The sequence below is a fragment of the Acinetobacter sp. SCLZS86 genome (assembly GCF_021560715.1).
Lineage (GTDB): Bacteria > Pseudomonadota > Gammaproteobacteria > Pseudomonadales > Moraxellaceae > Acinetobacter > Acinetobacter towneri_A.
Map to the genome: position 1 here is coordinate 486,968 of NZ_CP090864.1, position 25,083 is coordinate 512,050.

The following is a 25,083-nucleotide window of genomic DNA, read 5'->3' on the forward strand; positions in this document are numbered from 1 at the left end:
TTGATTCAACTCAATTCTTAGCCCATGAGTGAAAAACTTTTGGGCTTTTGTTTTTTCATCAAGTTTTTATGTGGGATGTGTAAAGCATGATTTATCAATGATGGCACATCTTCTACAACTGAATTGAGCAAGGTGTAGTGGATAAAAGTTTTAGTCAAATAGGGCAGAATACGGGAATTTTATAGTAAATTACGAAACAGTATGTTCCACAGAACAGTGCTGTGATGATTAGTAATATAAAGATTTTTAGAAGGAATGGTGGGTCGTCCGCGATTCGAACGCGGGACCAACGGATTAAAAGTCCGCTGCTCTACCGACTGAGCTAACGACCCAGAGGATTAAAAATGACGAGGATCATTTTTAAAGTATCAACCTTGAAGAAAATGGTGGGTCGTCCGCGATTCGAACGCGGGACCAACGGATTAAAAGTCCGCTGCTCTACCGACTGAGCTAACGACCCATCTAAAGTTGATCAAGGAAATGGTGGGTCGTCCGCGATTCGAACGCGGGACCAACGGATTAAAAGTCCGCTGCTCTACCGACTGAGCTAACGACCCTGAACCAGCAACCAAGCAAGCTTGATTGTAAAGTGCAAGAAAAACCTGAGGGTTTAAAGCACCACTTCGTTTGATGGAGCGTATTGTAGCAAGATATGAAGAGAGCGCAAGTAAAAAATAAAAAAGTTGCCTATGTTTGATTATAAATGCAACAAATTTATTGTATATAATCAAAAAATAGGCAACATAGTGGCTTAGAAGCGATATTGATACTGTTGAATATTGTCGTAAATTTCTTGGGTCAGTTCGCAATAAGCAGATTGGTTTGGCAATAACACTAGAATTTTTTCATCACACTGTTTTAAATCAAAACCTTGAGTTTTCAGGGTGTTCTTTTGGTATTTAAATGTGCCTGTGGTTTGCATTTGCTTTTGAATGCGTAAAAAAACGGGTACTGCATAAGCAGGCATTGCTTTTTTAAACTGCACGAGCATTTGACGCAAGTCTTGTTCATCTAACTGACAGCCTTCGTTTAATGTTATCGCGGCCATACCTGCACGGCCATTGGTATGTGGAATTTCAACGCCATACACGACAGCTTCAGCAATTTTTTCATAGTCGCTGACAATATTTTCTACTTCTGTTGTGGATACGTTTTCACCTTTCCAGCGGAAGGTATCACCTAAACGATCTACAAACTGGGCGTGACGAAAGCCAATGTCGCGAACTAAATCGCCAGTGTTATAATATGCATCACCTGGTTTAAACACATTTTGCATCATCACCGCTTTGTTTTTTTCAGGGTCAGTGTAGCCATCAAATGGAGAGCGACGGGTGATTTTTCCAATCAATAAGCCGACTTCGCCTTTTTTGACTTTAATGCAGTTGCCTTTAGCGTCTCGTACAGGCTCATTTTTCTCTTTATCAAATTGAATGATGGCATAGGGTGTCGGTGAAAAACCAACTGTGTTGTCAAAGTTAAACACATTGCTAAAGCCTACATTGCCTTCGCTAGACGCATACAGCTCTAGAATTTCTTGAATTCCAAAGCGTGTTTTGAATTTGCTCCAAATATTAGGGCGCATGCCATTGCCAATCATTTTAGTTACGCGATGCCCACGCTCTAAATCAGAAGCAGGTGCATCTATTAAATATCGGCACAATTCGCCTACATAGCCAATCGCTGAGGCATTAAATTTGTGTACATCTTGCCAAAAGCATGAAGTGGAATATTTTCTGCGGATGGCAAAGGTGGCACTGCCTGCAATTACGCCGCACCAGCACACTACAATACCTGTGGCATGGTACAGCGGCAGGGTACAGTACATCACATCATCCTGCTTTAAACCTAAGACATGACCATAGGTGCCATAAGCCAGCGTCCAGCGGCTATTGGTGAAAATCACTGCTTTAGGCAAGCCTGTGGTACCTGAGGTATAGATATAAAACAGCCCATCTTTGCCCTGTACTGACTGTGTGGTGGCAGGGTTAAAGCTTGGGAATGATGCTATACATTGCGCTAAATTTTGAAAACCTTCAGGGGCAGTGCCAGCATCGGTACGGGTATTTTGATCTGCAAACCAGTACAGTCGGTTTTCTGCAAGCTCAAGTTCTTGGCGAATATCGTCAACGGCTTGGCGACATTCTTCCCCTACAATGACGGCAATTGGTTTGACTAAATTAATGCTGTGTGCCAAAACTTTGGCGACTTGTGCGGTATTGACCAAAGCCGCGATAACGCCAATTTTTGCCAAGCCAATGACACTGGCAATTAATTCAGGGCGATTTTCCAACATTACCGCAATGACATCACCTTTGCGTGCGCCAATGCTTAAATAATAATGTGCAATTTGGTTAGCCCATGCGTTGAGCTGCAAATAGCTGTACTGCTGATCTTTAAACACTAGTGCACAACCATTCGGGTTACGATGCACGGCTTTTTCAAACGCGAGACCTAAGCCTGCAGGCGTATTGGGTGTGCGTAAATAGGCTTGCTTTAACCCTGTGATCAGGTGGGGCACTTTAGTCATAAACTGCGGAATTTTTGCCGCAACATCCGTTAATCCAATTAAATCGCTTTTTGTCATCTGGTTCATAAGAATCCTGTTTTTGTCATCATCCGTTGCATCTGCACAGCATCGCGTCTTATTGTTTTGTAATCCCTTAGTCCTAGTGCAATCAACCTAATTTTTAGCTTTGTCAGATGTTTTTAGAAAAGATGTTAAAAATCAAAAACACATAACTCAAAATTAGCTCGCTTAAATTTAAGTCAGCACCGCATTGGTTCTAAAGTAGCAAAAAAAATCCAGCCATTAAAATGACTGGATTTTTTTATTCCGCTGTAAAAGTGCGAATTACGACTCAGTTGGCGGAGTTACTTTTTTAGGTGGACGGCCACGTGGACGACGCGGACGCGCAGTTTTTTCTTTTTCTGCTTTGTCCTGTTCAGATTCGGCAGTTTCGACTGGGTCATCTACTGCTAATTCCGCTTGTACAGGTACGACCACTTCAGCGGTAGTTTCTTCTTGCGCTGCTGCAGTTTCAGTGACAGTTTGTGCAAGGTCGTCTTGCGCATTCAACTCTGGCTGAGTAGCTTCAGTTGTAGCCACTACTTTAGGGTTTACTTCTGTAGTTGTTTCGACTTCACTGCTTACTGCTACAGACGTTTCTACAGTAGAGTTTGCTTCTACAGTTGCGTCGGTAGTTGCCACAACTTCAGTCGTTGGCTCTGCTGCAGCTGTGCTTTCAGCTTCAGCCTTTTCTACGGCCTGTGCTTGCTTGGCTTGTTCCAAGGCTTGCTCAGCAGCTTGTTTGGCTAAACGACGACGCTCACGCGGATCGTTGGCAACACGCTTATCTGACACAGGTTTTGGTGGTGTCAGATCTAACACAGGCGCAGGTTCTGCTTCTGGTGCGGCTTTCGCAACTTCCACATCACGTGTGACAGGTTTTTTCTCTGCCACAGGCGTAGTGCTAACAAGGCTTGCCGCATATTCATCGGTGAACTTTTGCAAAGCACGATTGAACGTTGGAATTAAACCAAATTGTTCAATCAGGACTGAACAATCTTCGCCATACACGTGGCGAATCAGGCTACTAATGCTGTATTGCGCTAAAGTTGGCACCTGTGAAGGTGTTAACTTTGGTGCAGTTACTTGCTGTGCTTGAGCTTCACGTTGCTGACGACGACGCTGACGAGGGTCATTGCTGGCACGTCTTGCAGGCTCTGTCGGCTGTGATTGTAGTTCCGCAGGTGCAGCTGTTTCTTCTGCAACAACAGGAGCAGCTTTTACCACAGCAACAGCTTGAGTTGGTTCAGCAACCGTTTCAAGCACAGTTGTTTCTACTGCTGTCACTGGTTCAGCCGCTACTGGCGCAGCATTCAATGCCACAATTTCAGTTTGAGCCTGATCGACATTCACCACCAAAGCTGTCGTGTTGAACTCTTGACGCGGTGCGTCAATTAACTCCACTTTTGGCTGATTAGAAGCCGCTGCGGTAGGTGCTTGCTCATTCAATACGCTTGGGTCGCGGTGACGATTTGGGCGTTCTGGACGAGGCTGGTTACGACGGTCACGACGTGGCACGGCATTTTGCTGCTGCTCATTGTTATTTTGAGCTTCTTGCTGCTGTGGTGCTTGGTCATTGTTGTGCTGACGACGAGAGTTGCGTTTGTTTTCACGCGCTTCCTGGCGTTGCTCCTGACGCGACATCTGAACCACTTCTTCATGCACTTGATGTTGTTGATTGTCGTGCTGAGTTTGTGGCTCACGTTGCTCTTTGTGCTTGTTATTGTTGTTGCTGTGACGCGGCTTTTTGTTGTTGTGACGCGGAGCTGGTTTGTCTTCACGTTCAGCAGATTTGTCTGCAGAATCACGTTCAGTTTTTTGTGCCACTGTCGATGGTGCAAGGTACACATTTTGACTGCTTGCAGCAGGGGCAGCAGAAGCAGTTGCAATTTGACCAAACTGACCACGGCTCACAGCACCGCTATTTACCATTTGCTCAATGGCTGCTGCAGCATTGTTGGCACTACGTGCTTGATCGATCGTGCTAGCTTGCTTTTGAACAAATAGGTTTTCTAACCATGCACATGGGCTTGCAGCAGTTGTTGCTGCCGCAGGTGTAAGCTGCTGCTGTGCAGATGCTTTATTTTGCTGTGCGGCTTGCGGTTTTCTTGCAGCGGTTTTTTCTGCCGCAGGTGCAGCAGCGTGGCTGTGCGATTGATCGGCTTCTTCTAAATGCCATTCAGAAGATTCATAACCCAACTCTTTTTCGCTTGAACGGGTTGCTTCAGTACGTTCATAGCTCGTTGGTGCAAAACCTTCAGGATTATACGAAATTTCGTAATGCGGGGTTTCTAAGTGTGGGTGAGGTAATACAGTCACACGCACATTTGAAGTTTGCTCAAGGTAAACCAAACTGTGACGCTTTTCATTCAGTAAGAATGCTGCAATTTCGACAGGTACTTCGACTTGAACTTCACCATGACGTTCACGTAAGGCAATCTCTTCTACTTTACGCATAATAGAAAGTGAAAGAGAGCGTAGGTCACGCACCATGCCTGTGCCATGACAGCGTGGGCAAACGTAGCCAGTGGCTTCTTCAAGTGATGGGCGTAAGCGCTGACGGCTCATTTCCATTAAACCAAAACGGGATAATTGACCAAATTGAATACGTGCGCGGTCACTTTGTGTCGCTTCACGAAGTTTGGCTTCAACCATACGTTGGTTGCGATCTTTGGACATGTCGATAAAGTCGATGACCACCAAACCACCGATGTCGCGTAAACGCAATTGACGCGCAATTTCTTCGGCAGCTTCAAGGTTGGTATTAAGCGCAGTATCTTCAACATCTTGACCACGGGTAGACTTAGCCGAGTTGATGTCAATTGAAACTAATGCTTCAGTTTGGTCAATGACAATTGAGCCGCCTGAAGGCAATTTAACTTCACGCTCATAAGCTGTTTGAATTTGGCTTTCGATACCAAAATGCGCGAATAGCGGCTCATTTAAAGTATAGGTTTTTAGCTTGTCTAACTGACGTGGCATCACGGCTTTTACGAAGTTATAGGCTTCGTTATAAGCTTGTTCTGAGTCAATTAAAATTTCGGCAACATCATCACGTAAGTAGTCACGAATCGCACGTGTCACCACACCTGCTTCTTGGTGTACCAACATTGGAGATGGACCTGAGTTTGCGGTATTTTGAATTTGCGCCCAAAGGTCAAGCAAGTGTTGTAAATCAAGCTGTAATTCTTCTTGTGAGCGACCAATGCCCGCAGTACGTACAATCACGCTCATGCCGCGTGGCACGTTTAAAGAAGCCAGCATTTCTTTGAGTTCTTCACGCACAGAACCTGAAATTTGACGGCTGATACCGCCACCTTTCGGGTTATTTGGCATAAGTACCAAATAACGACCTGCCAAAGAAATGAAGGTAGAGAGTGCAGCACCTTTGTTGCCACGTTCTTCTTTTTCTACCTGCACTAAAAGCTCAGTACCTTCAGTAATCAGTTCACGAATATTGGAAGTTTGGCGAGGGTCGGCTTTGTAATAAGAATTTGCGATTTCACGCATAGACAGGAAGCCTTGGCGACCTGCACCGTATTCAACAAATACAGCTTCTAAAGATGGTTCTACACGAGTCACATGACCTTTGTAGATATTCGATTTTTTTTGTTCACGGGTACGATTTTCTAAATCAAAATCGTAAAGACGCTGACCAGTGACAAGTGCAACGCGAATTTCTTCGGCATGTGTTGCATTAATCAACATACGTTTCATGGGTGTAACACCTAATAGTGATACACAGCAAAAAATCGCTAGACACGTAGCGAACATCAAGCATCACGGATCAACTGCTCAGATCTCAAAAAAACAATTGTGGTCTGAGCTTTTTTTACCGGCCTTTTTGTGTGGGGCTGCGGTGTATGATTCACGTATTGATGATGGCAATACGGCTTTAACCTTTAAACGGATAAAGTCACCTGATCGCTTCACTGGCGGACAAGCGGTGTATTGGATGTGTGTAACTTTCACTGTCACATTGCTCGAAGATCATCCCTTCTTTTATAGATAGAGTGTCTTGATACGGAATTATCATCGTATCTTTACAAATTGTGCAGATCCAATACATCAAACGCTTTAGCCTGAAGTGGTTTTCAGGGTGCGACTAATCTGATGTGTATCAGTTTACGTTTAAAAACCAACTAGAGTTGGCGACATATTTTTTCAGGCAAACTGATTTATGTACCTGAGGTACAATTAAACGCAACAGTTTGCTTTTTTGCCGATATAATAAGCCTTCGGCGTCGGCATAATTCTTTTGGGACCTGCTCGTATATAGTGGGATGTTCGTTGATTACTTTATTTCAGAAAAGCCTGAAAAGATTCAACGTGAACCCACTGACGATGGTTTCCGTGCGCTGACTATATCAAACCTTGCATCATCTGCCTATGGGCTAAGCTTATGTTTCTTGTGTAAAGCATAGCCTAAATGATCATTTTTTAATCAATTTTAGTATTTTATTAGGTCTCTTAACTGTATGAATTCTACCCAACAATGGCAAAGTGTCACTTGGTTTGAAGTGGATGAGCATCAAGCGGGTCAACGCATCGATAATTTTTTGTTTAGTCGTTTAAAAGGCGTGCCTAAAAGTCGCATCTATCGTTTGATTCGTGAAGGGCAGGTGCGGGTCAATAAAAAGCGCATTAAAGCAGAAACCAAACTGAGTATTGGTGATCAAATTCGTGTGGCGCCTATTCGTTATGAGCAAAAAGACGACAGTGCTGCTCCAATTTCAGACAAGGTGGCACAGGGTTTATTGAGCCGTGTGATTTATGAAGATGAAGGCTTAATGGTGGTGAATAAACCTTCGGGCATTGCAGTCCATGGCGGTAGTGGCGTTGCGTACGGGTTGATTGAAGGTTTGCGTGCTGCGACAGGTAAAAAATATTTGGAATTAATTCACCGTATTGACCGAGATACTTCAGGCTTGGTGATGATTTCTAAAAAACGCAGTACCTTAAAAACCCTGCAAGATTTATTGCGCGAACATAAAATCCAAAAAACTTATGCTGCGATTGTCAAAGGGCAGGTGAGTTTGGATCAACAATTGATTGATGCGCCGTTACATCGTTATGAATTGGCGAATGGTGAACGTCGTGTACGTGTATCAAAAGAAGGCAAAGCGTCTAAAACCCAGTGGAATGTGGCTGAGCGTTTTATGCATGCGAGCTTGGTGTATGCTTCGCCGTTGTCTGGACGTACCCATCAAATTCGTGTGCATGGTTTAAGCATTGGGCATCCGTTGGTAGGCGATGATAAATACGGCCATCAAACTGAATATCGGGGTCCAGCACCACGTCGTTTGTGCTTACATGCCATGCGTTTGGAAATTCCAGGCTATCCTGTGATTGAAGCGCCTTTACCTGAAGATATGCAGAGTTTGGTGGCGCAGTTGAGAGCGCAAAAAGCGGATAAGCCGACAGCGCCACCTGAGCTTTAATTTCTGTAATTCTCTATTGTGTGATAGCAGCTTGCTTCTTTTTAAAGATGAGGAACATTGTTTCGCAAAAAGGAGATTAGGTTTTCAGGGGTAATTGACAGCCATATTTTATAATTTTTAATTTAAATTTTTGGTGTATAGGCTATGCCTTACTTTTCAAAGATGAAAAGTAACAAAAATCTTTTGTTTTGCTGATCGAACATCTCTGTGCCACAGCGAAAAGGCAACATCCCTATCGCCCTTCGCGTATCGAATATTTGTTGTGATATATGTGCTGATTCTTGGTCGTTTATCCTTTTGGGTTAAGGTAAAACGAGGGAATTTAAAAGCTGAATCAAATCTAGGAACTTAATATGAATAAACCTGTAGAACTCATCATTTTTGATTGGGATGGCACCTTATTTAATTCCGTCGGTCAAATTGTGGCGAGTTTGCAGTTCGCAGCACAACAATTTCAGCAACCACTGACCGATGCTGCGGCCAAAAATATTATTGGTCTAGGTCTGCCTGAAGTGGCACAGCGTTTATTTCCTGAAGTGCCAGAGCTGCATCAAGCGATTTTGCAGTGCTATTCAGAACACTATGTCGAACATTCAAAAAGCGATGCTTGGTTTGAGGGTGTGGCAGATATGCTCGATGAGTTGTCGGGTTTGGGGTTGAAACTGGCGGTAGCAACAGGCAAAAGCCGTAAAGGTTTAGATCGAGTATTGGCACAAACCCAAAGTCAGGATTTGTTTGTAACGACACGTGCTGCGAGTGAAACCAAATCTAAACCTGATCCTTTAATGTTGCAGGAAATTTTGAACAGTACCGATGTGCAGGTCGGGCAAGCGATTATGGTGGGCGACACTTCTTACGACTTAGAAATGGCACAAAACATTGCCATGCCGCGTGTGGGCGTGAGTTATGGTGTGCACAGTGTAGAAGTATTGCAACGTTATCAGCCTTTAACCATTGCAGATGATGTGCCGAGTTTGCATGAATTTTTAGTGCAGCAATATCGTTTACGTCAGGCGAGTTAAACCCAGTAAAACAATTTAGATGAATTTGAAATTAGAGTAACTTGAAAAATTTCAGGTTGCTCTTTTTTTATGTACTTTTGGGAGCGTCATAAAAAGGCTTAGCTTTTAGTCTAAAGTTAGGATTAAGACATTTTAAGATTGCTGCGAATTGCCGAGTCAATGACTCGGAAAATAATGTCATAGCCTACAGACAACTGTTTTGCTTGCTTTTTATAAAAATAGATTAATAGCTAATAGCTATTGAAAAAAAGAAAATAAGTATTGGCATAAACCCGCCATTTTTCCGATTCTTAATCAGTTTACATACCTCTGAGCTGGATAGCTTGTCCTGAGAATGGACAAGATCGGGGTCATCATCCCTATTTTCTATTATTACCTTTCCAACATCTCGGGGTATATGCCCAATTTTTGCAGTTTAAGGAAACATTGATGTCGAATTCTGCTGTTGTTGAATCAGTTGCGCAAGCATTACGTACTGCCGAACTCTCTCAAACTGCGATTGCGCCAATCCGCCCAGAACTTGGTGGTGAAAGTGCTGACGTAGATATTGCCTATGCCGTTCAAGAAGTGAATACCGAACGTGCCTTAAAAGAAGGTCGTCGTTTGGTGGGGCGTAAAATTGGTTTGACCTCTAAAGTGGTTCAAGCACAACTGGGTGTAGATCAGCCTGACTTTGGCATGTTGTTTGCCGATATGGCTTATGGTGATGGTGAAGCGATTCCTGCAGGTTTGCTGATTCAGCCAAAAGTAGAAGCAGAAATTGCATTGGTGATTAACCAAGATCTAACCAAAGAAAAACACACGTATGCGGATATTATCAGCGCGACTGAATATGCCTTGCCTGCCATTGAAGTGGTCGATAGCCGTATTGAAAACTGGAAAATTAGTTTGATTGATACCGTGGCCGATAACGCATCTTCTGCTGCATTCGTTCTAGGTTCAAAACCAGTCAAGCTAGAAAAACTGGATTTGGTGAACTGCAAAATGGTGATGACCCGTGGTGAAGAAGTAGTTTCTCAAGGCGTGGGTAAAGCTTGTTTAGCAAATCCATTAAACGCTGCCGTGTGGTTAGCCGATGAAATGGTGCGCCGTGGTCGTCCATTGTTAAAAGGCGACATCATCTTAACTGGTGCTTTAGGTCCTATGGTTGTTGCACAGCCAGGTGAAGAATTTAAAGTCGAAATTGAAGGCTTTGGTTCAGTGACAGCTGCGTTTGCTGCGGAATAAATCGAGATTCTAAGAGAGTACATGCATGAAAAAGATTAAATGTGCAATGATTGGTCCAGGTAATATTGGTACAGATTTGCTTTATAAATTACAACGCAGTGAATGGTTAGAGCCTGTGTGGATGGTGGGAATTGACCCAACATCTGAAGGTCTAGCTCGTGCGGCAAAAATGGGTTTAAAAACCACAAGTGACGGTGTAGATGGTCTTCTTCCTCACGTACTTGAAGATGACATTAAAATTGCTTTTGATGCAACTTCCGCTTATGTGCATGCAGAAAACAGTCGCAAACTGAATGAACTTGGCGTGTTGATGATTGACTTAACGCCTGCAGCAATTGGCCCATTCTGCGTACCACCAGTGAACCTTGAAGCGTTGCTTGAAGCGGGCGAAGTGCCAAACGTCAACATGGTGACTTGTGGTGGTCAGGCAACAATTCCTATGGTGGCTGCAGTTTCTCGTGTTCAACCTGTGGAATACGGTGAAATTATTGCAACGGTATCAACTAAATCTGTGGGGCCGGGTACACGTAAAAACATTGATGAATTTACCCGTACCACTGCAGGCGCGATTGAAGAAGTTGGCGGTGCAAAACAAGGTAAAGCCATCATCATCATTAACCCAGCTGAACCACCATTAATGATGCGTGATACCGTTCACTGCTTGGTGGAAGGTGAGCCAGATCAGGCAGCGATTACAGCATCTGTGCATGCCATGATCAAAGAAGTGCAAAAATATGTACCGGGTTACAAACTTGTAAACGGCCCTGTTTTTGATGGCAACCGTGTTTCAATTTTCTTGGAAGTTGAAGGTTTGGGTGATTACTTGCCTAAATATGCAGGTAACCTAGACATTATGACTGCAGCGGCTGCACGTACTGCAGAAATGTTTGCAGAACACGTTTTCAAAACTGCTGAAGCTTAAGGAATACCAAAATGTCTAAGATTATTATTAATGATATGACTTTACGTGATGGTATGCACCCAATGCGCCATCAAACCACGCCAGAGCAAATGGTTGCGATTGCCACTGCTTTGGATGATGCAGGTGTGCCTTTAATTGAAGTCACACACGGTGATGGCTTAGGTGGTAACTCTGTGAACTATGGTTTTGCAGCCGCTACTGATGAAGAATATCTGAAAGCAGTGATTCCAAACCTGAAACAGGCAAAAGTTTCTGCACTATTACTGCCAGGTATTGGAACAGTTGATCATTTGAGAATGGCGCATGATGTAGGCGTGGCAACCATTCGTGTGGCGACACATTCGACTGAAGCAGACGTTTCTGAACAGCACATTACTGCAGCACGTAAACTGGGTATGGACACTGTGGGCTTCTTGATGATGGCGCACATGGCTTCTCCAGAAAAATTGCTCGAAGAAGCACAAAAAATGGTGTCTTACGGTGCAAACTGTATCTATGTAACAGATTCTGCAGGCTATATGTTGCCTCAAGATGTGACTGATCGCGTAGGTATTTTACGTGCCAACCTCGGCTCAGACATCGAAATTGGTTTCCATGGTCACCATAACTTGGGCATGGGCGTTGCGAACTCTGTATCGGCTGTGACCGCAGGTGCAACCCGTGTTGACTTGGCTTCGGCTGGTTTAGGTGCAGGCGCAGGTAATACACCACTTGAATTGTTTGTAGCGGTCGCAAACCGTATGCAAATGGAAACAGGTGTGGACTTGTTTAAAGTGCAAGATATTGCTGAAGACTTGATCATTCCAATGATGACGCATCAAATTCGTGCAGACCGTGATGCAGCAACTTTAGGTTATGCAGGTGTTTACTCATCGTTCCTATTGTTCGCAAAACGTGCCGAAGCAAAATATGGCGTATCTGCGCGTGAAATTCTACTTGAGCTTGGTCGTCGCGGTACGGTGGGCGGTCAGGAAGATATGATTGAAGACTTGGCATTGACTATGTCTAAAGCACGTGAAATGCAAGCCTAAGTTTTTAATATAAAGCAGGCTTGAATTAAGCACTCCAAATGCGTTTGGGGTGCTTTTTTATGCTGTGAAAGATGTAAAACGTGCTGAATTTTGTGCTGATTAAAATGTTTTTCTTATAAGTTCGGTTTATAGAAAATAACGCTAACACATGGGTTTAAAGTTAAAAAAGATTAATCCTTCACATGATGCAAAAAATAACAGCGTTTTTCACCTAAATTAAGCAGTGAATTCAAATAAAAATTCATTTAGTGAGGATTTTGAGCTTAATTTTTTATCGTTAAAAAGAATTAAAAAACTTGGAAAAAAGCTGCTCGATACAGAAAGTGCTGAATTTGTAGAAAAGCTTAATACTGTGGTCGGATTTTTTTCATGACAAGAGTTTTGCATGATGCCCAGATTCGCTTATTGGATGAATAGGAAAAACGCATGCATCGTCACAATTTATGGATAGCACTTTTTGCTGCGACAGCAACTTTAGGGACAACTGCAACTCAGGCAGATTTTATTGACGACAGCAATGTTCAACTTAAATTTAAGAATTTTTATTTAGATCGTCAAATTAAAGACAACCCTGCGGGGAACTTTGGTTCATGGTCACAAGCAGTCACCTTGGATGCTAAATCGGGTTATCACGATTTAGGCGTAATTCAGGTGGGTGCTGATCTTCTGGTTCAACACGCAGTAAAACTCAATGGTCGTGATAAAAATGCAGACTGGGTTTTGCCGCATGATGGTAAAGAGTCAAAAGATCATTTTGGTAAGGTCGGTGCAACTCTAAAAGTTAAATTTTCTGAAACTGAATTAAAAGTAGGTGACTTATTACCAATGTCACCTGTGGTGTTTTTTGACCCATCGCGTCAATTGTTAACGACTTATAGCGGTGCATGGTTAGAATCAAAGGATTTAAAAGATACTAAATTAACTTTGGCTTATTTAGACGGTATTAATGCACGTTATGATAACCAATACCAAGATTTTACGTTGTTCCCTCAAAATAATTTTTCTGCTGCTGAAGCGAATAAATTAAGCACAGACGATGGCATGTATCTTGTGGGAGTAGATCATCAATTTACCCCTAAAGTAGGTGGAAGTTATTGGTATGCGGATGTAACCAACATCTATCAACAACATTATGTCGCTGCAAACTATAAAACGACTTTGGCTGAAAAAACTAAGCTGGATACCCATGTACGCTATTTTGACAACAGCGAATCGGGTGACAAGCTGTATGGTAATATTGACAGCCAGGCCGTGTCTGCGGGTGCAAAAATCAACAATGGGATGCACACTGTACAGTTAGGTTATCAACAAATGTTTGGTGAGCACGGTACAAAAGCCCCAATGTTCCCGACCTTGGGCGGGTGGGTGCCGCAGCCTTACTTAGACAACTGGTCTGTGGCGAGCTTCATTCGTAAAGATGAGCGTTCTTGGAGTTTGGGTTATACCTATAATTTTGCCGATGTGGGTGTATCTGGTTTAACAGCGACAGTACGTCATTTTCGCGGTGATAATATAGATGGTACTTACCATAAGTTAACCAACAATGCTGGTCAGTCGCTTAAAGAGGGTAAAGAAAACGAAACGAATGTAATCGTAAATTATGTTGTGCCTGAAGGTAAACTTAAAGGACTTGGTTTTCAGTACATGTTCATCGATACCAACTTTAACTTTGCGAATGACTTAGAAGAACACCGTATCGCCACGACTTACACTTATAAATTCTAAAGCTAGATAAAAATCAGAGCGGCTTTTTATAGTCGCTCTTTTTTTAATATTTACTGAATAAATACCTTATATAAATTAAGACTTTTATTTTATTAAAGTTATAAAATTCAAAGAGTTGTTTAATCGTTTTTTTATGGGTTGTGATCGTAAATTTGTATCAGTTGATGCTGTGTGAACAGGTAATATAAGCCTGTAAAAAGTAATGTTGAATGAGTCCACTTGACGTCAAATTCTATACCTAGAGCCAAACGCAAGCTAAAGACTGTACGAGGAGTATATATGAGCACTGTTCAAATCCCTGACTATACAACAGATCCATTCTTTGGCTTAGAAGATAAATGGATTGAAACAGCAGAAGGCGAATTAACGCATTATCACGAAGTGGGTGAAGGTACACCTATTCTATTTTTACACGGTTCAGGTACAGGCGTATCGGCTGCTGCAAACTGGTGGTTAAACTTGCCACAAATTGGTGAGCAAGCACGTTGTATCGCCATTGATACCATTGGCTATGGTCAAACTGTGGTTGCACCAGGAACACAATATGGCATCCGTGCATGGGTCGATCATGCTGTGCGTACTTTAGATGCCTTAGGCATTGAAAAAACTTGGTTGGTGGGTAACTCGTTGGGTGGCTGGTTGGCATTCCAGTTGGCATTGGATTACCCAGAGCGTGTTCTTGGTATTATCTCGATGGGTACAGGCGGTGCAAAACAGACTGCAGCCCTCAAAGCGCATGCAAATCCTGTATTGACTGAAGAAGGCATTAAAAAGACGCTTTCAATGTTCGTGGTAAATAAAGACTTGATTACAGATGAGTTGGTCAAAGTCCGTTTTGCTTCTGCAAAAAATGACTATGCTTCAGACCGTTTAATGGATGTTGTGGGCGCGCGTGACCGTGACCGTTTCGAGTTCCCACTCGACTTTGACAAAATGAAAGACATCACTGTGCCTGTATTGCTGATTCACGGTACACAAGATGTGGTGATTCCAGTATCGCGTACATGGGATATTTTAAATATTGTGCCACATGCCGATGCACACATTTTCAGCCAATGTGGTCACTGGTCACAGGTTGAAAAAGCGGAAGAATTTAACACTGTGATTAAAAACTACTTAACTGCACGTGGCGTAAATTAAGCGCAGTGAGGTAAAAAAGGATGGCAATTTGCCATCCTTTTTTATGGATGTTTTATGTACCCAATTTAGTGCTGAATAAAGCTCGCGACCAAGTTAATGCAAATTGCCAAAATAGTGGTATTAAAGCTATAAGCCAAAATAATATGTAGCGTGTTCAGTACCCGCATGGGTTGTGAGCTAATCGAGACATCGGCGGTTTGTGCAGATGTACCAATCACATAGCTGAAATATAAAAAGTCAGGATAGGTTGGATGCGACGTCTTGGGAAAATCCAAACCACCTTCTTGCTGCTGTTGCAGTGCCAAATAATAGTCATGCGCATAGTGAATCGCAAAAATGGTGTGCATAAAAAACCAAGCACATAAAATAGTGGTAATGGATAAAATAAAATGTCCCATGCGCACAAACTCACTTTGTGCAAATAAATTCACCTCGACAATGATCGCAATAAAGCACATCACTAAGGTTAGAAATACCAAGAATAAAATCAGCCATTTGCTGGCATCTTGTTGTTGGGCACGTTGTAAAATATGTGCATGATCGCTGTGCCACAAACTGCGCATGGTTAAAACCAAATAGCAGGAAATCGCGATATTCCAGCTAATCAATAAACAGCTTGACCATGACCATGCAGTGAGGGTCTGAAAAATAGCATACAGCACAATGGTAATCACAAAACTGATAAAAAAATAAGGACGATATTGAATCCCTGTTTTCATTCTGCTGAAGGGTGTTTTTATCATTCTTGATCCTTTCTGGATGTGCAATCTAAAGGTGTTACTGCCTGTTATCATCGGCTTAATTTTAGAAAATAGCGATGGGGTGCCTATTTTAACTTATTAGACTTAAGTTGTAATTTGCAGGAAATGTGGTAGCGAAGCGAGGAAAAAGCAGACTGCAAAAATGCGAATGTTTGAGTGTAAGAATGAGCAGTAGTTCAGAAAAAGATTAAAAAAATAAGTTTAGACTTAAGTCTAAAGCTTTGTTTTAGCATTTAGGATGCACAAAAAAAGTGCTTACTACATCAAGCAGCAAGCACTTTTGAAAGGTTGAAAAACGCGAGTGGTTTTAGAATTATTGTTCGCGGTTGATGTCCAAATAGAACACACGTGTGAGCAGTTCCATAAATTTCTGTACCGCAGCGGAATGGCTGTTTTTGCCGTAGCTGACGTACAAATCTAAATGCGGAAGTTCTACATCAAGTGGGCGGATGACGGTATTTTCCATGGTGAGGGGGGCAACATAGCCCGGTAAAATGGTGCAGCCCAAGCCCATACCAATCGAGTTGATATTAAATAAAATGTTGTCAGCTTTTTGCACAATGTTTAGTTCAATGTTGTGCTGTTTGGCAAAATCGACAATCAGGTGATGCAGATTATACGAAGCTTCTGCCGAAGGAATAATAAAATCAATACCATTCAAAGCTTTGACAGGAATGCGTTCGTATTTTGCCAATGGATGATCTTTGGGCAAAATAAAAATTAACGGTTCACGCAGCACAAACTGGCTTTCAATTTCATCACTATTGATATTGTGGCGGGTAAAGGTGATGTCGAGTTCACCTTTTTTAATCCTTTTCATTTGCTCGGTATTGTTTAAACTCAGCAATTCAATTTTTAAATCCGGGTTTTGTACCCGTAAATTAGGCAGTACAAAAGGGAAGATTTTCATCTCCGCGACAGGAACAAAGCCAATACGCAGCATTTGCTGTTTGGCTTGCGATACATGACGTGCCATAGCAACGGCTTTGTCGGCTTGGGCAAGGGTCAGGCGAGCCTGTTCTAAAAATACAGCACCTTCTTCGGTGAGCTCGACTTTACGTTTGGTACGGTTTAACAGTTTAACACCTATATCTTCTTCTAAATCTTTAATTTGCTGACTCAGCGAAGGTTGAGCGGTATAAAGCTTAAGCGCCGCTTTACTGAAGCTGAGCTCTTCAGCCACCGTAATGAAGTAGCGAAGGTGACGTAATTCCATACAGCCATTCCAAATATTAATTCAAAATATGTCTAACTATAGATTAATAAAAGCATAATCCATAAACAACCATCAGATGAAAATTATTGTGTCATTTAGGAAATAAATAGGGTTTTATCATTGTGTAATGTTTTAATCGCATAATATAAAGTTTTATTAATCTATAAAATCTATTAATTGAAACAAAAAAAATATTTCACTAAACGTCCCTAAAAAACCATTATCCATCAAAAGTTGAGTCTATTTACTTTGTACCGTTGTTGGTCACAGGAGAGCTTTTCATGAGTGGAAAATTGATGTGCGCGAAATCGATGTTTTAGTCGATGCAAAAAATGGACATATCACGCCATCTATTTATACAGATCCAGATATCTACGAATTAGAACTTGAACGCGTGTTCGGCCGTACGTGGTTGTTCCTGTGTCATGAAAGCCAAATTCCTAAAGCTGGCGACTTCTTCAACACCTACATGGGTGAAGATCCAATTATTGTGGCACGTCAAAAAGACGGTTCAATCAAAGCATTTTTAAACCAATGCCGTCACCGCTCTATGCGTGTGAGCTTCGCAGACTGTGGTAATACGCGTGCATTTACTTGCCCATACCATGGCTGGTCTTACGGTATTGATGGTTCACTCAAAGATATTCCATTAGAAGAGCGTGCTTATCCTCAAGGTGCTTGTAAAGAGCAATGGGGCTTGGTGGAAGTGAACCGTGTGAAGTCTTACAAAGGCTTGGTATTCGGTTGTTGGGATGAAACAACTCCTGACCTAGAAGAATACATGGGCGACATCGCTTGGTACTTAGATGGCGTGGTGGATCGTCGTCCGGGTGGTACAGAAATTATTGGTGGTGTACACAAGTGGGAAATTGACTGTAACTGGAAATTTGCTGCAGAACAATTTGCTTCTGACCAATACCACGCATTGTTCTCTCACGCATCTGCCATTCAGGTTTTGGGTGCAAAACCAGATGATGACAGCAGTAAACAATTGGGTGCTGCACAAACCGCTCGTCCTGTTTGGGAAACTGCGAAAGACGCACTTCAATACGGTTCACGTGGTCACGGTTCAGGTTTCTTCTTTACAGAAAAACCAGATGCAAACGTATGGGTAGATGGCGAAGTTGCTAACTATTTCCGTGAAACGTATGACGAAGTTAAAGAGCGTTTAGGTGAAGTTCGTGCCCTACGTTTGGCTGGTCACAACACGATGTTCCCAACCTTGTCTTGGTTGAACGGTACAGCAACACTTCGCGTATGGCACCCACGTGGCCCGAACAAAACTGAAGTATGGGCATTCTGTATTGCCGATGCTGAAGCTTCTCAAGAAGTGAAAGACGCTTTTGAGCGTTCTGCAACACGTGCATTCGGTCCTGCAGGTTTCCTAGAGCAAGACGACTCTGAAAACTGGATTGAAATTCAAAAAGTATTACGTGGTTATAAAGCGCGTCAAAACAAACTGATTGTTGAGATGGGTAAAGGTAACGAAAAAATCCGTGAAGATGGTATTCCGGGTATTACCAACTACATTTTCTCTGAAACTGCAGCACGTGGTATGTACCGCCGTTGGGCAGATTTGCTGATCCATGAAAAATGGGAAGATGTTGAAAAAGCAGCTGACGAATACGAGAAGGAGCTAGTGAAATGAGTCAAATCAGTTTAGAACTTCAACACGAAGTTAGCCAATTCTTGTATCGCGAAGCAAAGTTGCTGGACGACTGGAAATTCCGTGAGTGGTTAGAACTCATGGCAGAAGACATTTCTTATACCTTGCGTACTACACCGAATGCGCAAACCCGTGACCGTCGTCGTTCAGTTGAGCCACCAACCACTTGGGTGTTCAACGACAACAAACACTTGCTTGAGCGCCGTGTGGCACGTTTAGAAACGGGTATGGCGTGGGCGGAAGAGCCGCCATCGCGTACAACGCACATGGTTAGCAACGTGATTGTTGAAGCAACAGACGTTGAAGGTGAATACGATGTACACGTAACTTACTTACTGTACCGTACTCAAAAAGAGAAAGACGTGACGATTTACTGTGGTAAGCGTAATGACAAAATCCGTCGTGTTGAAGGTGGCTTAGGCTTCCAAATTTTCAACCGTAAGATTGTGCTTGACCAAGTAACGTATAACTCACACAACCTGAGTGTATTCTTCTAATGAATAAGATTTTTGTTTGCCAAGTTGACGAATTAGACGAAGGCGAAGCGTTAAAAGTGGACTGCGGTGTAAACGGTATCGAAGCACTGGCAGTATTCAACAACGGTGGTGATTTCTTTGCCATGAACGACCGTTGTTCACACGGTAATGCGTCTATGTCTGAAGGTTATCTTGAAGATGATGGCACGGTTGAATGTCCACTACATTCTGCACGTTTCTGTTTGAAAACTGGTCAAGCTTTATGCTTGCCAGCAACTGACCCAATTCAAACCTTCCCTGTGGTGGTTGAAGATGGTGCGTTATACGTAGAAATGGCAGGAGAGTAAGCATGGGTTGGCTAAAAGGCGAAGTGGCACTGATTACAGGTGGCGGTTCTGGTTTGGGTTGGGCTTTAGTAGAACGCTTCCTTGAAGAAGGTGCGCATGTGGGCGTATTGCAGCGCTCACAATCTAAAGTTGATGCCTTAAAAGAACGTTTTGGTGATCAAATTGTGGCTGTCGCTGGTGATGTTGCCAACTATGCAGACAATGTCCGTGCTGTAGAGGCCACTGTGGAGCGTTTTGGAAAACTGGATTGCTTTATTGGCAATGCGGGGATCTGGGATCATTATGCAGATATCGTCAATACTTCGGGTGAGCAGCTTGAAAAAGCCTTTGATGAAATCATGGGCATTAATACCAAGGCGTTAATCTTGGGTGCAAAAGCGGCACTAGATGAATTGGTGAAATCTGAAGGTTCTATCATCTTAACCTTATCCAATTCTGCGCTGTATTCTTCAGGCGGTGGCCCTGTTTACACTGCATCTAAACATGCAGGTGTTGGCATCATGAAAGAGTTGGCTTATGAGTTGGCACCTAAAGTACGTGTCAATGCCGTTGCGCCTTCAGCGATGAATGTCAATATTAAGGGTGCAGCCTCTTTGGGGCAGGAAAACCTTGGCTTACTCGATGCGCGTGACCCTGAAAAAATTGCACGCGGTATGCCGCTTAACTTCTTGCCTGAGCCAGAAGATATGACAGGTTCTTATGTGCTCTTGGCATCTCGTCAAAATAACCGTCCACTGACTGGCGTTCTGATCAATGCAGAATGTGGTCTGGGTATTCGTGGTTTACGTCAACCACGTGCAGGTTTCTTTGACGAATAAAATTGAGTCTAAATTCAATAGACGAATCGGCAGCCTTTCTCTGGGCTGCCTTCCTTATTTAGGAGTCTCTCATGGCCGTTAAACTCATTTGTGCATCGCACAGTCCTTTAATGGAATTTGCAACACCGCAAGATCAATCCAAAGAACAAAAAGTTCGTGCTGCCTTTGAGCAACTTGCTGCAGAAGTCAAAGCTTACGATCCAACCTTAATCATCACGTTTGGTCCAGACCATTTTAATGGTTTCTTTTATGATTTGATGCCAAGTTTCTGTGTGGGTATTCGCGCAACGGCTGCGGGTGACTGGGACTACGGCAAAGACAATGATCGTATTGATGTGCCTGAAGACAAAGCTTTGGCTATGGTACGTCGTGTATTGGATGAAGGCGTAGATGTGGCGTACTCGTATCGTATGCAGGCCGATCATGGGGTGACTCAGCCTTTACACTTCTTATGCGATGGTCAGTTAGACCGTTACCCAACCATTCCTGTATTTATCAATGGTGCTGCTGCACCAATGCCAACCACGAAGCGTACCATTGCTTTGGGTCGTGCTGTGGGGCAGTTTATCAAGTCTTTAAATCTTGAAAATGAACGTGTTCTTGTTTTAGGTACAGGTGGTTTGTCGCACGATCCACCAACACCACAAATGGGTTCAGTGCCACCTGAAGTTGAAGAGTTTTTAATTGCAGGGCGTAACCCAAGTGCTGAAGCACGTCATGCACGCCAAGCCAAAATTATTGCTGTTGGGCAAAAACTTGCAGCGGGTGATACATCGGTCGCAGTGCCGCTTAGCCCAGAGTGGGATATTGCTTTACTTGAAAAATTCAAGCATGCAGATTTTGCGGCAATGGAAGCCATGACTGAAGCTGAAATTCGTCGTGATGGCGGCCGTGGTGGTCAGGAAGTTCGTTCATGGATGGCTGCTTTTGCGGCATTGGATGAGCTGGGTGCGTATGAGATGACCACACATTGCTATGAAGATATTAGTGAGTGGATTGCGGGCTTTGGCATCGTATCTGCCGAGTTAAAAGGTTAAGTCCATGAGCGTAGAAACAATTGTAATTGTGGGAGCAGGTCAGGCAGGGGCGAGTGCCATTCTTGAGCTGCGTGGCAACCAATATGCAGGCAAAATTATCCTCATTGGTGATGAAAAACATTTGCCTTATGAGCGTCCACCGCTGTCTAAAGATGTAATTTTACGTCCTGAAGAAACCAAAATCGAGATTCTGTCGGAAGAAAAATTGGCAGAACTAGGTGTGACCACTATTCGTGGCAATGGCGTGAGCAAAATCAATGCCGAAGCACATACGGTTGAATTGCAAAATGGTGAGGTCATTGCCTACGACAAGTTGTTGCTTGCCACAGGCGGTGCTGCACGTCGCTTGCCAAATTTTGATGCCTTAGGTAAACACGTTTACACGTTGCGTAATCTTGAAGACTCGCAAGCCTTAGTCCCTGTATTACAAGCGGGTCGTCACATCATCTTAATTGGTGGTGGTGTGATTGGTTTAGAGTTGGCATCTTCTGCACGTTTTAAAGACTGTCAGGTAACTGTCATTGAAATGGGACCAATGGTGATGGGACGTTCATCACCACTCATCTTGAGTGAGTTTTTACTGCAACAGCAGTTATTGGCAGGAGTTGATGTACGTCTGTCTACGCAAATTGCAGATTGCAAGCTAGATGGTGAAGAAATTGTCGTGACCCTAGAAGGTGGCGAAGAACTACGTGCCGATGCGGTGATTTACGGTATTGGGATTATTCCAAACGCACAACTGGCAGTTGAAGCAGGTTTAGATGCAGACTTTGCGGTGCATGTGAATGAAAACTGTCAAACTTCAAACCCAGATATTTATGCTGCGGGCGATGTTGCTTCACAACTTCGTGAATGTGGTAACCATCGTCGTGTAGAAACTTGGGAAAATGCTAACTTGCAAGCAGGCATTTTTGCACGTCATGTTATGGGCGTGGCGCATCCTGTTGCAAATCCAGCTTGGTTCTGGACTGATCAGCTCGACATCAACTACCAGTTCGTTGGTGATATGTCGGCAGCAGAATGGCATGTACGGGGTGAGATGGATGCGACTAAACGCAGCGACTCCTCATTCGTACTGTTTGGTGTGACTGATGGCGTGATTGTAGGCGGGATTACTGTGAACGCTGCCAAAGACATGCGTCATCTGAAAAAGCTGATTAGCAAACAGGCCGTATTTGAAGCAGACAAATATTTAGATGTGAGCCAAGAGCTTCGCAAATTGGTGAAGTAAGCTTGAACTGATATCAAACAGACCTGAGGCAACTTGGGTCTGTTTTTTATCTGCCGAAGAAAAGTGTCCATTTTATGTTGAGCAAGTGATGAATGCGAATACATCTCCTGTTGTGGTAACTGCCAGTATTTATGCCTTGTTAGTATTAATCTGGGCGACCACGCCATTGGCGATTGTCTGGAGTGTGCAGGAAATTCACCCTATGTGGGTCTTGATTATCCGCTACATTGGGGCTTCCGTGATTGCGCTATGCTTGCTCAAGCTGATGCGCGATCCACTGCCTTTTGATCACACCTCAGTGAAAAGCTATTTGGCGGGTAGTCTGAATTTAATTGGTGCACAGCTATTTATTTACTTGGCTGCCAATTATTTAACTTCAGGCTTAATGGCGCTGATTTTTGGTTTTTCTCCTTTAATCGCAGGCTTGATTGGTCATGTGATTTTACGCACGCAAAAATTGATTGCCTTACAGTGGACAGGGATGGCAATTGCGATTGCAGGACTCAGCTTTGTCTTTGCAGACTCTGCCGACAGCAAAGTGAATCCATGGGGCGTGGTGTTGATGTTTATCAGTATGCTGTCCTATATCAGCTCAATTTTTTGGGTCAAACAAATCAATGCTCCTTTAAAGCCGATGTCACAAGCCACAGGTTCTTTATTGGTATCATCGGCAGGGTCATTGTTATTAATTCCCTTTATTTGGTCGCATTTCCCGACTCAAATGCCAAGCAGCCAAGCCATGATTGGTTTTGTATTTACCATGATCATGTCGTCTATTGTCGCCATGCTGTGTTATTTCTGGCTGATTCGTCGTTTAAATGCCTCAACCGTATCTTTAAGTAATGTGATGACTCCCATCATCGCGTTAATTTTAGGTGCGACCTTAAATAATCAATACATCAGCATGAATGCGTTTATTGGTATTGCCGTGGTCATGTTCGGGATTGTAATGTATTTCTGGAAAAAATGGCGCGAACCATATTTTGCTAAACGCTAAGCTCGCATTGCTTTACCCGTGTTTAGGTTTTTCTACAGCCTAAATTTTTTATACGGTGTAAATTTGCAATCTTTGCGCTGCTATCGATACGACTTTTTCCTCAAAATAACAAAAACATAAAGGAAATTGCCTGCTTGATTTCGCTACTATGCGTGATAGAGTCAACACATGAACTAAAGCTGTGTTTTTTTCTGAACAGTTCAGGATAAAAAGCATCATGGCAGATGCGCTATATATGATTGGGCTTACATGAACAACGTGGAACAAAAGCATTTTCAATTGCCAACGGAAGCCTGTTGGTCGCATACTTGGCGTAAACCCAAGTTGCAGTTTTTGCCTTCAAATCATTATGATGGAGCGCAGTTTTTTAATCCGATTGAGTGTCCCGAGGGGTGTAGCCAAATTGATTTATTAAAATGGTTGCTCAAACGCAAATCGAACACTTGGAATGTTAATCCGCAACAAGAAGCACAGCAATTCTTTATAGCGCCACGTGCTTTACCTCAATTGCGTCCGCAGGCCAGTTTAGACGATTGGCAAGTTTGGTTTGTAGGACATGCAACTGTACTCATTCAAATTGGCCCGTATAACTTTTTGACCGATCCAGTCTGGGCAGAGCATGCTAGTCCGAAAGCAGGGGCGAGGACCTAAACGTGCTTGTCCTGCAGGGATTGCACTGGAAGATTTACCAACCATTCATGCTGTATTGTTAAGCCATAACCATTACGACCACATGGATTTAGCCACCTTAAAATGGCTGAATCATCAATTTGCCATGCCTATTTACACAGGTTTGGGTAATGGTTGTTATTTGCCGCCTGACTTGCATGTGATTGAAATGGACTGGTGGCAATCGGCTTTGTTTAAAGAAATGAAAATAATCTACACTCCTGCTCAACATGGTTCGGGGCGTGGTGCACGTGATCAGAACATGGCGTTATGGGGCGGTTTTTCTATTTTGCATGGGCAAGACCATTGTTTTTTTGCGGGCGATACGGGTTATTCACCACACTTTAAAGAAATTCAAACCCGCATTGGTGCACCGCGCGTGGCACTTTTGCCGATTGGTGCTTATGAACCGCGCAATTTAATGCGTTATATGCACATGAATCCTGAAGATGCTTTTCAGGCGCATAAAGATTTACATTCCAAATGTTCATTGGCAATTCACTATCGAACCTTTGAATTGACCGATGAAGGACGTGATCAGCCTGAGGCAGATTTGCATCAAGCCATGAAGCGTTCATCTAAATTAATGAATCCGTTTTATTGTATTCGTGAAGGCAAAAAATTAATTGTTTAGTCTTTTAAAAACTAGACCTTAAATAAAAATGACACGCAACTTTTCACGCTCTGAAAAGTAGCAACGAGAGATATAGAACACAAAGCCCCTATCGAAATAGGGGCTTTGTTTTGGTGTTTAAAGTCTTGCTGTTCAGACTGACTTGATCTTTAAGTAC

Annotated in this window: 18 protein-coding genes, 3 tRNA genes and 1 pseudogene; 15 read left to right on the top strand and 7 right to left on the bottom strand. The window is 43.1% G+C overall.

The genetic code is table 11. The features are described from left to right. Positions 1-256 precede the first annotated feature (256 nt). The 5 genes from LZP46_RS02145 to LZP46_RS02165 form a co-directional block, all read right to left on the bottom strand. A tRNA-Lys gene (locus LZP46_RS02145) sits at positions 257-332 on the bottom strand. A gap of 52 nt (positions 333-384) precedes the next feature. After that, positions 385-460: transfer RNA gene (locus LZP46_RS02150), tRNA-Lys, on the bottom strand. 21 nt (positions 461-481) lie between these two features. Next, a tRNA-Lys gene (locus LZP46_RS02155) sits at positions 482-557 on the bottom strand. 194 nt (positions 558-751) lie between these two features. Continuing rightward, positions 752-2,593, bottom strand: a complete 1,842-nt coding sequence (locus LZP46_RS02160; protein WP_236094534.1) for a long-chain-acyl-CoA synthetase — start codon at positions 2,591-2,593, stop codon at positions 752-754. Between the two features lie 258 nt (positions 2,594-2,851). Beyond that, on the bottom strand, positions 2,852-6,283 hold the full coding sequence (locus LZP46_RS02165) for an Rne/Rng family ribonuclease (protein WP_236094535.1): 3,432 nt from the start codon (positions 6,281-6,283) through the stop codon (positions 2,852-2,854). A 761-nt stretch (positions 6,284-7,044) separates the two neighbouring features. On the opposite strand from LZP46_RS02165, the gene LZP46_RS02170 reads away from it, so the two are divergent. From LZP46_RS02170 to LZP46_RS02200, 7 genes are all read left to right on the top strand, one after another. Beyond that, positions 7,045-8,007 (top strand): RluA family pseudouridine synthase, encoded by a 963-nt coding sequence (locus LZP46_RS02170; RefSeq protein WP_236094536.1) that lies wholly within the window; start codon positions 7,045-7,047, stop codon positions 8,005-8,007. Between the two features lie 353 nt (positions 8,008-8,360). Then, the gene (locus LZP46_RS02175) at positions 8,361-9,029 is read left to right on the top strand and encodes an HAD-IA family hydrolase (RefSeq protein WP_236094537.1); all 669 of its coding nucleotides are present in this window, start codon (positions 8,361-8,363) and stop codon (positions 9,027-9,029) included. A gap of 429 nt (positions 9,030-9,458) precedes the next feature. Beyond that, complete coding sequence (locus LZP46_RS02180) at positions 9,459-10,256, top strand: 2-keto-4-pentenoate hydratase (protein WP_178318626.1); 798 nt, start codon at positions 9,459-9,461, stop codon at positions 10,254-10,256. 25 nt (positions 10,257-10,281) lie between these two features. Continuing rightward, positions 10,282-11,178, top strand: coding sequence for an acetaldehyde dehydrogenase (acetylating) (locus LZP46_RS02185; protein ID WP_004976037.1), 897 nt, complete (start codon positions 10,282-10,284; stop codon positions 11,176-11,178). Between the two features lie 11 nt (positions 11,179-11,189). Further along, the gene (gene dmpG / locus LZP46_RS02190) at positions 11,190-12,209 is read left to right on the top strand and encodes a 4-hydroxy-2-oxovalerate aldolase (RefSeq protein ID WP_178318625.1); all 1,020 of its coding nucleotides are present in this window, start codon (positions 11,190-11,192) and stop codon (positions 12,207-12,209) included. Between the two features lie 426 nt (positions 12,210-12,635). Further along, positions 12,636-13,934, top strand: coding sequence for an OprD family outer membrane porin (locus LZP46_RS02195; protein WP_178318624.1), 1,299 nt, complete (start codon positions 12,636-12,638; stop codon positions 13,932-13,934). A 279-nt stretch (positions 13,935-14,213) separates the two neighbouring features. Beyond that, positions 14,214-15,074 carry an alpha/beta fold hydrolase gene (locus LZP46_RS02200; RefSeq protein ID WP_004976044.1) on the top strand — a complete coding sequence of 287 codons (861 nt, stop codon included), beginning with the start codon at positions 14,214-14,216 and terminating at the stop codon, positions 15,072-15,074. Between the two features lie 65 nt (positions 15,075-15,139). Here the strand turns inward: LZP46_RS02200 and LZP46_RS02205 are convergent, their stop codons facing one another. Continuing rightward, positions 15,140-15,817: a DUF1345 domain-containing protein gene (locus LZP46_RS02205; RefSeq protein WP_096901303.1), complete on the bottom strand. Its 678-nt coding sequence runs from the start codon at positions 15,815-15,817 to the stop codon at positions 15,140-15,142. 331 nt (positions 15,818-16,148) lie between these two features. Beyond that, a complete protein-coding gene (hcaR, locus tag LZP46_RS02210) occupies positions 16,149-17,051 on the bottom strand; it encodes a DNA-binding transcriptional regulator HcaR (protein ID WP_236094538.1) in 903 nt (300 codons plus the stop codon). A 292-nt stretch (positions 17,052-17,343) separates the two neighbouring features. On the opposite strand from hcaR, the gene hcaE reads away from it, so the two are divergent. From hcaE to LZP46_RS02250, 8 genes and pseudogenes are all read left to right on the top strand, one after another. After that, positions 17,344-18,699, top strand: a complete 1,356-nt coding sequence (gene hcaE / locus LZP46_RS02215) for a 3-phenylpropionate/cinnamic acid dioxygenase subunit alpha (RefSeq protein WP_236095158.1) — start codon at positions 17,344-17,346, stop codon at positions 18,697-18,699. Beyond that, positions 18,696-19,214: a 3-phenylpropionate/cinnamic acid dioxygenase subunit beta gene (gene hcaF, locus LZP46_RS02220; RefSeq protein WP_154321079.1), complete on the top strand. Its 519-nt coding sequence runs from the start codon at positions 18,696-18,698 to the stop codon at positions 19,212-19,214. The genes hcaE and hcaF overlap by 4 nt, the downstream gene beginning before the upstream one ends. Further along, positions 19,214-19,540, top strand: coding sequence for a 3-phenylpropionate/cinnamic acid dioxygenase ferredoxin subunit (hcaC, locus tag LZP46_RS02225; protein ID WP_178318622.1), 327 nt, complete (start codon positions 19,214-19,216; stop codon positions 19,538-19,540). The genes hcaF and hcaC overlap by 1 nt, the downstream gene beginning before the upstream one ends. A 2-nt stretch (positions 19,541-19,542) precedes the next feature. Further along, positions 19,543-20,358: a 3-phenylpropionate-dihydrodiol/cinnamic acid-dihydrodiol dehydrogenase gene (gene hcaB / locus LZP46_RS02230; RefSeq protein WP_178318621.1), complete on the top strand. Its 816-nt coding sequence runs from the start codon at positions 19,543-19,545 to the stop codon at positions 20,356-20,358. Positions 20,359-20,429: 71 nt separating this feature from the next. After that, positions 20,430-21,395 (top strand): 3-carboxyethylcatechol 2,3-dioxygenase, encoded by a 966-nt coding sequence (locus tag LZP46_RS02235; RefSeq protein WP_168460355.1) that lies wholly within the window; start codon positions 20,430-20,432, stop codon positions 21,393-21,395. Between the two features lie 4 nt (positions 21,396-21,399). Then, complete coding sequence (gene hcaD / locus LZP46_RS02240) at positions 21,400-22,626, top strand: 3-phenylpropionate/cinnamic acid dioxygenase ferredoxin--NAD(+) reductase subunit (protein WP_178318620.1); 1,227 nt, start codon at positions 21,400-21,402, stop codon at positions 22,624-22,626. An 88-nt stretch (positions 22,627-22,714) separates the two neighbouring features. Beyond that, on the top strand, positions 22,715-23,623 hold the full coding sequence (locus tag LZP46_RS02245) for a DMT family transporter (RefSeq protein WP_236094539.1): 909 nt from the start codon (positions 22,715-22,717) through the stop codon (positions 23,621-23,623). 249 nt (positions 23,624-23,872) lie between these two features. After that, positions 23,873-24,926, top strand: a pseudogene (locus LZP46_RS02250) (MBL fold metallo-hydrolase). The last annotated feature ends 157 nt before the right edge of the window (positions 24,927-25,083 follow it).

Excerpts from the sequence above, each read along its gene's own strand:
- LZP46_RS02195 (WP_178318624.1), top strand. The coding sequence starts at position 12,636 with ATGCATCGTCACAATTTATGGATAGCACTTTTTGCTGCGACAGCAACT.
- LZP46_RS02165 (WP_236094535.1), bottom strand. The coding sequence starts at position 6,283 with ATGAAACGTATGTTGATTAATGCAACACATGCCGAAGAAATTCGCGTT.
- LZP46_RS02205 (WP_096901303.1), bottom strand. The coding sequence starts at position 15,817 with ATGATAAAAACACCCTTCAGCAGAATGAAAACAGGGATTCAATATCGT.
- LZP46_RS02160 (WP_236094534.1), bottom strand. The coding sequence starts at position 2,593 with ATGAACCAGATGACAAAAAGCGATTTAATTGGATTAACGGATGTTGCG.
- hcaC (WP_178318622.1), top strand. The coding sequence starts at position 19,214 with ATGAATAAGATTTTTGTTTGCCAAGTTGACGAATTAGACGAAGGCGAA.
- LZP46_RS02245 (WP_236094539.1), top strand. The coding sequence starts at position 22,715 with ATGAATGCGAATACATCTCCTGTTGTGGTAACTGCCAGTATTTATGCC.
- LZP46_RS02235 (WP_168460355.1), top strand. The coding sequence starts at position 20,430 with ATGGCCGTTAAACTCATTTGTGCATCGCACAGTCCTTTAATGGAATTT.
- hcaB (WP_178318621.1), top strand. The coding sequence starts at position 19,543 with ATGGGTTGGCTAAAAGGCGAAGTGGCACTGATTACAGGTGGCGGTTCT.
- hcaF (WP_154321079.1), top strand. The coding sequence starts at position 18,696 with ATGAGTCAAATCAGTTTAGAACTTCAACACGAAGTTAGCCAATTCTTG.
- hcaR (WP_236094538.1), bottom strand. The coding sequence starts at position 17,051 with ATGGAATTACGTCACCTTCGCTACTTCATTACGGTGGCTGAAGAGCTC.
- LZP46_RS02200 (WP_004976044.1), top strand. The coding sequence starts at position 14,214 with ATGAGCACTGTTCAAATCCCTGACTATACAACAGATCCATTCTTTGGC.
- LZP46_RS02170 (WP_236094536.1), top strand. The coding sequence starts at position 7,045 with ATGAATTCTACCCAACAATGGCAAAGTGTCACTTGGTTTGAAGTGGAT.
- hcaD (WP_178318620.1), top strand. The coding sequence starts at position 21,400 with ATGAGCGTAGAAACAATTGTAATTGTGGGAGCAGGTCAGGCAGGGGCG.
- LZP46_RS02180 (WP_178318626.1), top strand. The coding sequence starts at position 9,459 with ATGTCGAATTCTGCTGTTGTTGAATCAGTTGCGCAAGCATTACGTACT.
- LZP46_RS02185 (WP_004976037.1), top strand. The coding sequence starts at position 10,282 with ATGAAAAAGATTAAATGTGCAATGATTGGTCCAGGTAATATTGGTACA.
- LZP46_RS02175 (WP_236094537.1), top strand. The coding sequence starts at position 8,361 with ATGAATAAACCTGTAGAACTCATCATTTTTGATTGGGATGGCACCTTA.
- dmpG (WP_178318625.1), top strand. The coding sequence starts at position 11,190 with ATGTCTAAGATTATTATTAATGATATGACTTTACGTGATGGTATGCAC.